The organism is Pseudoalteromonas sp. Z1A6 (assembly GCF_011378745.1).
GTDB classification, from domain to species: domain Bacteria; phylum Pseudomonadota; class Gammaproteobacteria; order Enterobacterales; family Alteromonadaceae; genus Pseudoalteromonas; species Pseudoalteromonas arctica.
The window spans coordinates 1-8,275 of sequence record NZ_WTKW01000189.1 but is presented as its reverse complement, the minus strand read 5'-3'; the positions used below and the strand labels follow the sequence as shown (position 1 = coordinate 8,275).

Below are 8,275 nucleotides of genomic sequence, written 5' to 3'. Positions count from 1 at the left end.
CAGCATATCGCTGCGCGCCTTTTTCTATTTTAAAGCGTTATTACAAGTCTTGATGCGGACCAAACACTTCATAATGAATCTGCTCGTTTTTAACACCTAATTCAAGTAACTGGTTTTTTATAAATGCCATAAAACCGGCAGGACCACATAAGTAAAAGTCACCATTACTCAATGGTAGCTGTGCTTGTACTGCGTTTAGGTTCATTAACCCAGTAAAGTCAGCGCCCTCTGTCGCTTGGTTAAACCACGTCATTGTTTGTAAACGGTTATAAACTGCATTTAACTCATTTAAATATTTTGAAAACGAATGCTGCTGAGTATTTTCGCAGGCATGTAAATACATAATCTCTTGATTAGAGTTGTCACTTAATAACGTTTCAAGCATAGCCAGCATTGGCGTTTGCCCAACACCTGCTGAAATGAGTACCGCTGGGTTTGTGTTATTGCGTAAAAAGAAGTCTCCTGCCGGCGGGTATAACTCAACAATAGTGCCTTGCTCTAATGAGTGTAAATAATTAGACACCATGCCAGGCTTTGGCTGTAGCTCTTTTTTAACACTAATACGGTAGTTTTTAGCGTTACTTTTTTGCGAAATAGAATACTGGCGAATTTCTTCATATTCAGCGCCCTCTGGCTTAACTTTAATACCTAAATACTGCCCTGGTTTATGTGTAATAACAGCTTCGCCATCAACTGGCGTAAGTGTAAAGCTCGTTACTAGTTCTGATTCAGCCTGTTTGTTGGTTATTTCAAATTGGCGAGTTCCCGCCCAACCACCGTGTTTATTTTTACTGTGCTCATACAAAGCAGCTTCTTCGGTTATACAAATATCAGCAAGTACGCCGTAAGCTTCGCGCCAAGCGTATTCAACATCGGGAGTAAATTGCTCAGGAATAAGCTCTTTTAAAGTACCAATTAAATGCGCACCTACAATAGGGTAATGCTCAGGTAAAATATTCAAGCTTGTATGCTTATGATTAATACGTGTTAGCGCTTCTTTTAATACGGCTAAATTATCAATATTTTGTGCATACGCAGCCAATGCATTAAAAAGTGCAAATTGCTGACGACCTGTATCTTGATTCGCCATATTAAAAATATTTTTAAGCTCAGGATTATGGCTAAATAAACGCTTATAAAAATGATCGGTAACAACCGTACCCGCCTGCGCTAATAACGGAACTGTGCTTTTTACAATCTCAATGGTTTTATCAGATAACATATGTGTTTCCTATGGATGAACTAACCACGACGCCCATCAACACGACGCCGCGTTAATATAGGTGTGCAGTGAATTAAAAATAATGAAAAAGCCACTAACCACAGCAAAGCACTTATTTGCCAAGCAAGGTGAGGCCCAATAATAAAAGGGAGTAATGAACGAGTAATAGCGGCCACAAGCAAAAACGCAAAAGCAACAGCCATGTAATGAGGAATAGCGAGTGTCCGCCCTGTATGACCATGTGATACACGCGTCATCATTGCTAAAATCATCATACCTATTGTGCCAATAGTGATTAAGTGCAGCGCATCTTTAAATTGTATTGCACTGCTATAAAAGCTAAATGCAACCATCATTAACCCTACGCCTAACGCTAAGTAGGAAAAATGTAAAGACCATAACAACGGCACTCTCAATACCTTGCTATCCCACCAAAAACCTGCCCTGACCAGGTGAAGCGCAGCAACAGTTGCAACAACTAACGCAGGATTAATCGTGTTCAAAAACAACTTGTTGATGAAAAATAAAGTGATAGCCAAAATAGATAAATACATCACCGCTTTATCTATTTTAGGAGTGCGAACTTGTGCGGTTAAACCTAGACCTTTAGCGGTAAAAAATGGTAAAACGCGACCCGCAACAATGCCAACTAGTAAAGTAATGACCAGTACTGCGGTATCAACCACACCAAGTGCAAGCTGCATGTTTTGTTTTAAAACAAGTATTAAATACAATACATTGAGCCCACAAAGCACAGCTAAAATAGCTAAAAACGGATAGTTACTTTTGCTATTGGCTTTTAATAACATATTAGCCAGTACTGCTATGGCGCCTAGCCACCAAATAACTTGTAATGTAAGTGCAGCATATAAATTAAAATGAGCAATATCAGGCAATATCACAAAAAAGGCTAAGCGCGCTGCAAGCCATATAAACGTAAGCCACATAAGGGCTTTCCCACTTATGCTCGGTACGCCTGTCCATGTTTGTGCAGCGGTAAGTAAAAAGCCAACAGCTACAACTCCTGCAAAGCCAAACAGCATTTCGTGCGCGTGCCATAATGTCGCAGGTATCGATGAGTGCCAACTTGCATGGCCTGTTAAAATAAGTAGCCAATACCCCACCGAAAAAAATGCCAATAAGCCACCGCCTAAAAAGAAAGGTCTAAAAGCGAGCATCCATAATGGCCATTGAGATACTTGATGAATAGCAACGCGGGCTGGCATTGGCTCAGTTAAGTTTATAGGGCGCATTATCGTACCTCTTGCCCTAAACCATGTTGTGCAACACAGCGCAGTACGTAACTTACTTTTAAAATAGCAGCAATAACAATAGTGCCAATATGAGCTGATACTTGCACCGCCATGGAAAAGTACTCAGCAAACGGGTAGCTAATTAAAATACTTGCCGTAATACACACTAAACTCACAGCTAATGCAGTATTGGCAGCAAATAATACTGTTTCGTATAGTGAACTAAACTGTGTTTGATTATTTAAATTATTCAGCATTAGTGTGTTCATGGCGATCTCTGTAACTAACTACGTTACTTAGCTATTACACATACTGTGCCAATAATTTTATTCATTTAAATTCAATAAGTTAAATTAAATCACTTTACACTATGAGTCTTTATGACCTACTATAAATTAACTCACAAAAACACAAACAGGTCATTTTGACATGAACCAGCAATTCAACCTTACCCAAGTTGCTCTAGAGCTTGCTCAAAGTACACTGCACGAGCATAGTTTTGATCAATTACTAGCAACGGTTGAGCGGGTGATTCCTAGTGATGCAAGTGCGTTATTAGTGCTTCAGGGCGAGCAATTAAAACCACTGGCAATTAAAGGGTTAATGTCCGACAGCCTTGGCAGACGATTTAAAATAGTAGAGCACCCTCGCCTAGAAGCTATTTGCAAAAGCACACTCGCGCTACAATTTGCGCACGACTGCCCACTACCCGATCCATACGACGGATTGCTATTAGCTAAAACCGGCGACATACCGGTACATGCATGTTTAGGTTTACCCCTTTATGATAAAAACGCACTACTTGGCGTACTTACGTTTGATAGCCTTAACGCCAATGCATTTAACAGCATAAGCGCTGATACACTCAATACCTTACAAACGCTGTGTAGTGCGCACTTTAAAACAGCTTTAGAGCTTGCCCATTACAAACAGCATGCACAGCACTCAAGTGCATTAGTGCAAGAACTAAATCGTGAAGCGTTAACACGGGACGGCGGTGAAATTATTGGTCAAAGTCCGCTAATGCAAACACTTAAAAACGAAATTAAACTCGTTGCAGCATCTAACTTTAGCGTGCTTATATTAGGTGAAACAGGGGTAGGGAAAGAGCTTGTAGCGCGTAATATTCACTTAAATTCAGCTCGAAAAGATCAACCGCTTATTCACTTAAATTGTGCATCACTTCCTGAGAACCTTGCTGAAAGTGAATTTTTTGGTCATGCGAAAGGGGCTTTTACAGGCGCACAAAATTCGCGCCAGGGTAAATTTCAATTAGCTGATGGCGGCACGTTATTTTTAGATGAAATAGGCGAACTGCCCCTGGCCATGCAAAGTAAACTATTACGAGTGCTACAAAGTGGCGAAATACAAACGGTAGGGGAAGACACGCCAAAGTACGTAGATGTACGCGTCGTTGCTGCAACCAACAGAAACTTAAAAGAAGAAGTAGCTCAAGGTCGCTTTAGAGCCGATTTATACCATCGCCTCAGTGTCTACCCTATTACTGTGCCACCACTTAGTAAACGCGAGCACGACATAACACTCTTAGCTGGTTATTTTATTGAGCAAACAGCCCGTAAATTAGGGATAAAACAATTAAAACTAAGCCCTGAAGCGCAAGTACTGCTTAATCAGTACAACTGGCCAGGTAACGTTCGCGAGCTTGAACATGTCATTAGCCGCAGCGCCCTAAAAGCAAAACAAAGCCAATGGCAAAATCCAATAATAACCATTACAAGCGAGCACTGTGATTTAACCCCAAGTGCGCCACAAAACTCTCTAGTAGCAAGCCAAAGTACAACCAACACCTTGATCAACCAACCTTTAAAGCAAGCTGTAGAATCGTTGCAATACAACGTAATTACCGAGCAATTAAAGAAGCATAACTACAACTGGTCAGCAGCAGCAAGAGTACTTGAATTAGATAGAGCTAACTTAGTACGCTTGGCTAAACGCCTAGGCATAGAAGTAAAAAAAACACTATAATCATTTAAAACACAGCTAAAATGCTGCTAAAACTATTGATTAGCAGCTAACTTACTAAAGTGTGTTTTTAACAACCCTGCAAAAGCTTGTACTTTAGCAGTGCGATGTACTAGGTGATGCGTGACTAACCATACATCGGTAGGCCAGCTTAACTCACTGTGTAATATAGGTACTAAATCAGAATATTGCGCCGCTACGTCATGCTGTAATCCGCCAATGCCTAGCCCTTTAATTATTGCACGAGTCGCTTCTGCGGTTTCAGATACTCGCAGCTTAATTTGCGATGCAGGAATATGTTCATCAGCCCATGCAAAATAAGGCACGCGGGCATTAAAACCCGCTACACCCGATACAAAATTATGTTGCTGTAAATCACTTAATAATTTAGGCATGCCGTACTTATTAATGTAACGCTTATTAGCATACAAGCCAGACGAAAGCTGCGCCAAATGCTGAGCAATATAATCGCCCTCATCAGGTCTTGGGCCTGCACGCACTGCAATATGCGCTTGTCCGTGATCGAGCCTTAACCTTTTTTGTTCTAAAATAACTTCTAACTGCACTTGCGGATGTAGCGCCTGAAATTGCTCACATACATCACCAAGTACATCCATAAAACCACTTACCGTCGTTAGTAATAAACTCCCTCTAAGGGTGCTATCGGCTGCTGCTATATCGTTATGTAACTGCTCTAAGGAGCTATGAATAGTTTGCGCCGTTGCAAATAACTTGGTGCCAATTTCAGTAACCTTGTAACCACGGGCATGGCGATGAAAAAGCCGTGCATTTAAGTTTTTTTCAAGATTATTAATTCGTCTAAGCACTGTGCTGTGGTGCACATTAAGCTCTTCTGCGGCCGCCGTTAACGTACCTAAACGCGCCACTTCAAACGCCACTTTAACGTCTTGCCAATCTTCAAATTTAATCGCCATTCTGCTTACCTTATACTTATGTGCATTTACGCACACAAGTGTTGCGTTTATTGGGGTTTTCTACAAGCAAAATTTTGCTACATTAGCGTTGTAAGTTTAAACACTAAAAGGTCACTAGCATGTCAGCACCAAAAATTATCGCCCTAGCAGGAAGTCTTCGACAAGAAAGCTTTAATCAAAAAATTATTAATGAGGCAGCACGTTTTGCTCTACAAACAGGTGCTGAAGTAGAAGTAATAAAACTAAACGAATTAAACATCCCACTATTTAACGAAGATATTGAAGCGCAAGGTACACCAAGCGATGTACAGCTTTTAAAAGATAAACTACGTGCAGCTGATGGTATTTTACTAGCAAGTCCTGAGTACAACGGTTCCATTACCGCTGCACTTAAAAATGCTATTGATTGGGCCTCACGTACAGAGCAAGGTGCGGTTCCAGCTTTTCGCAATAAAGTAGTCGCTTTATTTTCAGCATCCCCAGGCGGGCTTGGCGGGTTACGCGGTTTAAATCATGTACGTGATATATTAAGTGGTATTGGGTCGTTAGTACTTGCAGATCAACTTGCAATACCCGCTGTACACACGTTGCTTGATGAAAATGGCCAAATTAATGAACCTGTTACAGCTGAAAAAGTATCAGCACTTGCTCATCAGTTAGTAAGCGTAGCAAGTAAATTAAAATAATTTAGTACGCCTTACCAAATAACTAATTACTTTGTCGCCGCTATTTTTGCGGCGATAAAGTCTGTATGCGTTACATATAAAAGCCCAGCTACTTTACGTATTACATAGTCTTCTTGCGGATCTATTTCGCCATCAGCATAGGCCAAGCGCCATAGTAGTTCTATTATTTCAATGCGCTGAACTGCACTACAATGCTCATTAATTTGTTTTGAAAACTGAAAGTAGTCAATAGCGCCTTCTAAACTACTTGCTGCGTTAGTGGTTAGCTCTTCAACTTCTGAATCTGTTAAATTAAAGTATTTTTTTAAGGTTACAGTCAGGGTTTGTTGTTCATTATGGTCAAGCTTAGTATCAGCACGCATAACCTCTATAAGCAATGCCGCAACTGCTGTTTTTAAATCATGCTGCTTTATACTAGGTTCCTGATCATCGAATACAGCAAAAAGCTGCTTTATTTGTTTGAACATCACATTATCCCTTTTTGGGTGTTAGACTAAAGATAAAGAAATCGAACTTGTATGAGTAGTTAATGGGTATTAAGTTCGCAAATTAAAGGATACATTTTTATGAAAGGATTAAATACACCACGCTTAGTTATTGGCAGCGCATTGGTGGCCCTTTCGAGCGTCGGCACTGTATTTGCCGAAACTGTCGAAAAAGAAAAATCATACGACTTTGATAATAAAGTACATTACTACCAAACTAAAATTGGCGAAGACAACTATAAAATAGAAATACAGTCAGACGATTACAAACACTTCGCTAATCAAAGTATGTTTTTACTGCGCCATGCAGATAGGTTATGTCGTGGCAGAACCTTTATGTTAAAGGTCCTAGAAGGCGTGCAAGAATACGAACGCTTTCCAACTAAACCACGAGCCTACCAACCAGCCTTAAATGTTTTACTACAATGCGAAACTAAAGAAGATACAAACAAGGGTAAGTAACCTTAGTCTTTATAACCCCAAGGTGCTGATGGTGGAGTAATCGGTTTCGTTAAATCAAAATCCACCTTAAACTCACGTCCTTGGCGAATTAATCGATAAGTAAATACTTCTGGGTAAATATACATTTGCCATGTATTACCTACAGACTGTGCAATGCCTTGTTTTACAAATAACTCTTTAGAGTATTGGTCTGCTGGAAACGACTGTATTTGCGCAGACCCTGCATCAAGCGTATGGCCACCATACATGGTTGATGCGTCGTCAGTTCCATCTTTATGACGATGATCGTGCTTTAAACTTAAGCCACTCCCCGTTTTAGTTATGATCCACGTACGTGATGCATCGTCTCCTACATGAAACGGCACTTGTAACTCAGTCTCGCTACATTTACGTACATGCATAACCAGCTTTTTATCTGTAAATGAGCTTGGCCCTTTCGCGTTATCTACCGCTACTTCACCTTCAAAAGCTTTACCGCAATGCGCTGCAATACTATTAAAAAAGGCATTATGAGTAGGAATAGACACTAACGGTGCAGGGCGTGCAAAAGCTGTCGATGAAGCAACTATTAAGGTTGCTGGAGTTAATAATTTCATATGTTTCTCGTTATAGTTATTTTAAAACACCTGTAATAGTACAGTTTTCTTAAGTACTTTATTAGAAGTATCTATATAAAATTTAGAACAAGACAACTAGGTAAAACTACTAAATAGCGATTAACGACTAAATATCTCAGCCTTCATTAACAATCCTACTTTTATAAATATTAATTACACACCTCAACTAGCCACTGGCCAATTATTTAATCACCATTTGTGATGCCTGCTTAATTGGCCCGAAAGTTCAGCTTTTAGCTGTGTCACATGCTACTAATCCAGCAAAAAGGCTTAGTAAGAAAACTTTGCAGCGCCTATCGCGTTAGCCAATAACGCATGGGTTGGCACAGGTGTAATTATTTTAGAGGGTGTGAGTATTGGTGAAAACAGTATTGTGGGTGCGGGTGCTGTCGTTACTAAAAATGTAATGCCTAATACCCCAGTAGCGGATAATCCAGATCGTGAAATAAGAACACTGTAGTTATTCTCGATGTGATTTTAACGTTGGGAGTCGCTACGCTCGCATCAGCGAGCACTTTAACTCGTTAAATTAAGTGAATTATTCACTAAGAGACACTCCGCTATAGAGGAATACCTGAATCACTTTTTCTACAAGCATAAAAAAGCCCGAATCGTTAGATTCGGGCTTTCTA

General features: G+C 40.2%; 9 protein-coding genes and 1 pseudogene. 4 read left to right on the top strand and 6 right to left on the bottom strand.

What is annotated here, in order from left to right; all coding sequences use genetic code 11:
* Positions 1–40 precede the first annotated feature (40 nt).
* The 3 genes from hmpA to GQR46_RS12515 are packed head-to-tail and all read right to left on the bottom strand — an operon-like array spanning position 41 to position 2,744.
* Positions 41–1,222, bottom strand: coding sequence for an NO-inducible flavohemoprotein (hmpA, locus tag GQR46_RS12525; protein WP_165729063.1), 1,182 nt, complete (start codon positions 1,220–1,222; stop codon positions 41–43).
* Positions 1,223–1,242: 20 nt separating this feature from the next.
* Entirely contained in the window at positions 1,243–2,475 is a 1,233-nt protein-coding gene (locus GQR46_RS12520; protein WP_165741126.1) for an NnrS family protein, read from the bottom strand.
* Positions 2,475–2,744 carry a hypothetical protein gene (locus GQR46_RS12515; protein ID WP_007584928.1) on the bottom strand — a complete coding sequence of 90 codons (270 nt, stop codon included), beginning with the start codon at positions 2,742–2,744 and terminating at the stop codon, positions 2,475–2,477. The genes GQR46_RS12520 and GQR46_RS12515 overlap by 1 nt, the downstream gene beginning before the upstream one ends.
* A 160-nt stretch (positions 2,745–2,904) precedes the next feature.
* Here GQR46_RS12515 and norR point away from each other — a divergent pair, with 160 nt between their 5' ends.
* Positions 2,905–4,461 carry a nitric oxide reductase transcriptional regulator NorR gene (gene norR / locus GQR46_RS12510; RefSeq protein ID WP_008138686.1) on the top strand — a complete coding sequence of 519 codons (1,557 nt, stop codon included), beginning with the start codon at positions 2,905–2,907 and terminating at the stop codon, positions 4,459–4,461.
* A 32-nt stretch (positions 4,462–4,493) separates the two neighbouring features.
* Here norR and GQR46_RS12505 read toward each other — a convergent pair whose 3' ends face one another.
* Positions 4,494–5,393, bottom strand: coding sequence for a LysR family transcriptional regulator (locus tag GQR46_RS12505; protein WP_165741125.1), 900 nt, complete (start codon positions 5,391–5,393; stop codon positions 4,494–4,496).
* A gap of 119 nt (positions 5,394–5,512) precedes the next feature.
* Here GQR46_RS12505 and GQR46_RS12500 point away from each other — a divergent pair, with 119 nt between their 5' ends.
* Positions 5,513–6,079, top strand: coding sequence for an NAD(P)H-dependent oxidoreductase (locus GQR46_RS12500; RefSeq protein WP_165741124.1), 567 nt, complete (start codon positions 5,513–5,515; stop codon positions 6,077–6,079).
* A gap of 26 nt (positions 6,080–6,105) precedes the next feature.
* Here GQR46_RS12500 and GQR46_RS12495 read toward each other — a convergent pair whose 3' ends face one another.
* Positions 6,106–6,546: a TerB family tellurite resistance protein gene (locus GQR46_RS12495; protein WP_165741123.1), complete on the bottom strand. Its 441-nt coding sequence runs from the start codon at positions 6,544–6,546 to the stop codon at positions 6,106–6,108.
* 99 nt (positions 6,547–6,645) lie between these two features.
* On the opposite strand from GQR46_RS12495, the gene GQR46_RS12490 reads away from it, so the two are divergent.
* Entirely contained in the window at positions 6,646–7,026 is a 381-nt protein-coding gene (locus tag GQR46_RS12490; protein WP_165741122.1) for a hypothetical protein, read from the top strand.
* Between the two features lie 2 nt (positions 7,027–7,028).
* Here the strand turns inward: GQR46_RS12490 and GQR46_RS12485 are convergent, their stop codons facing one another.
* Positions 7,029–7,622, bottom strand: coding sequence for a hypothetical protein (locus GQR46_RS12485; RefSeq protein WP_165741121.1), 594 nt, complete (start codon positions 7,620–7,622; stop codon positions 7,029–7,031).
* A 145-nt stretch (positions 7,623–7,767) separates the two neighbouring features.
* Between GQR46_RS12485 and GQR46_RS12480 the strand changes: the two are divergent.
* A pseudogene (locus tag GQR46_RS12480) lies at positions 7,768–8,103 on the top strand (sugar O-acetyltransferase); the annotation flags it as partial.
* Positions 8,104–8,275 lie beyond the last annotated feature (172 nt).

Coding starts and splice junctions, on each gene's coding strand:
- hmpA (WP_165729063.1), bottom strand. CDS start 1,222: ATGTTATCTGATAAAACCATTGAGATTGTAAAAAGCACAGTTCCGTTA.
- GQR46_RS12520 (WP_165741126.1), bottom strand. CDS start 2,475: ATGCGCCCTATAAACTTAACTGAGCCAATGCCAGCCCGCGTTGCTATT.
- GQR46_RS12515 (WP_007584928.1), bottom strand. CDS start 2,744: ATGAACACACTAATGCTGAATAATTTAAATAATCAAACACAGTTTAGT.
- norR (WP_008138686.1), top strand. CDS start 2,905: ATGAACCAGCAATTCAACCTTACCCAAGTTGCTCTAGAGCTTGCTCAA.
- GQR46_RS12505 (WP_165741125.1), bottom strand. CDS start 5,393: ATGGCGATTAAATTTGAAGATTGGCAAGACGTTAAAGTGGCGTTTGAA.
- GQR46_RS12500 (WP_165741124.1), top strand. CDS start 5,513: ATGTCAGCACCAAAAATTATCGCCCTAGCAGGAAGTCTTCGACAAGAA.
- GQR46_RS12495 (WP_165741123.1), bottom strand. CDS start 6,546: ATGTTCAAACAAATAAAGCAGCTTTTTGCTGTATTCGATGATCAGGAA.
- GQR46_RS12490 (WP_165741122.1), top strand. CDS start 6,646: ATGAAAGGATTAAATACACCACGCTTAGTTATTGGCAGCGCATTGGTG.
- GQR46_RS12485 (WP_165741121.1), bottom strand. CDS start 7,622: ATGAAATTATTAACTCCAGCAACCTTAATAGTTGCTTCATCGACAGCT.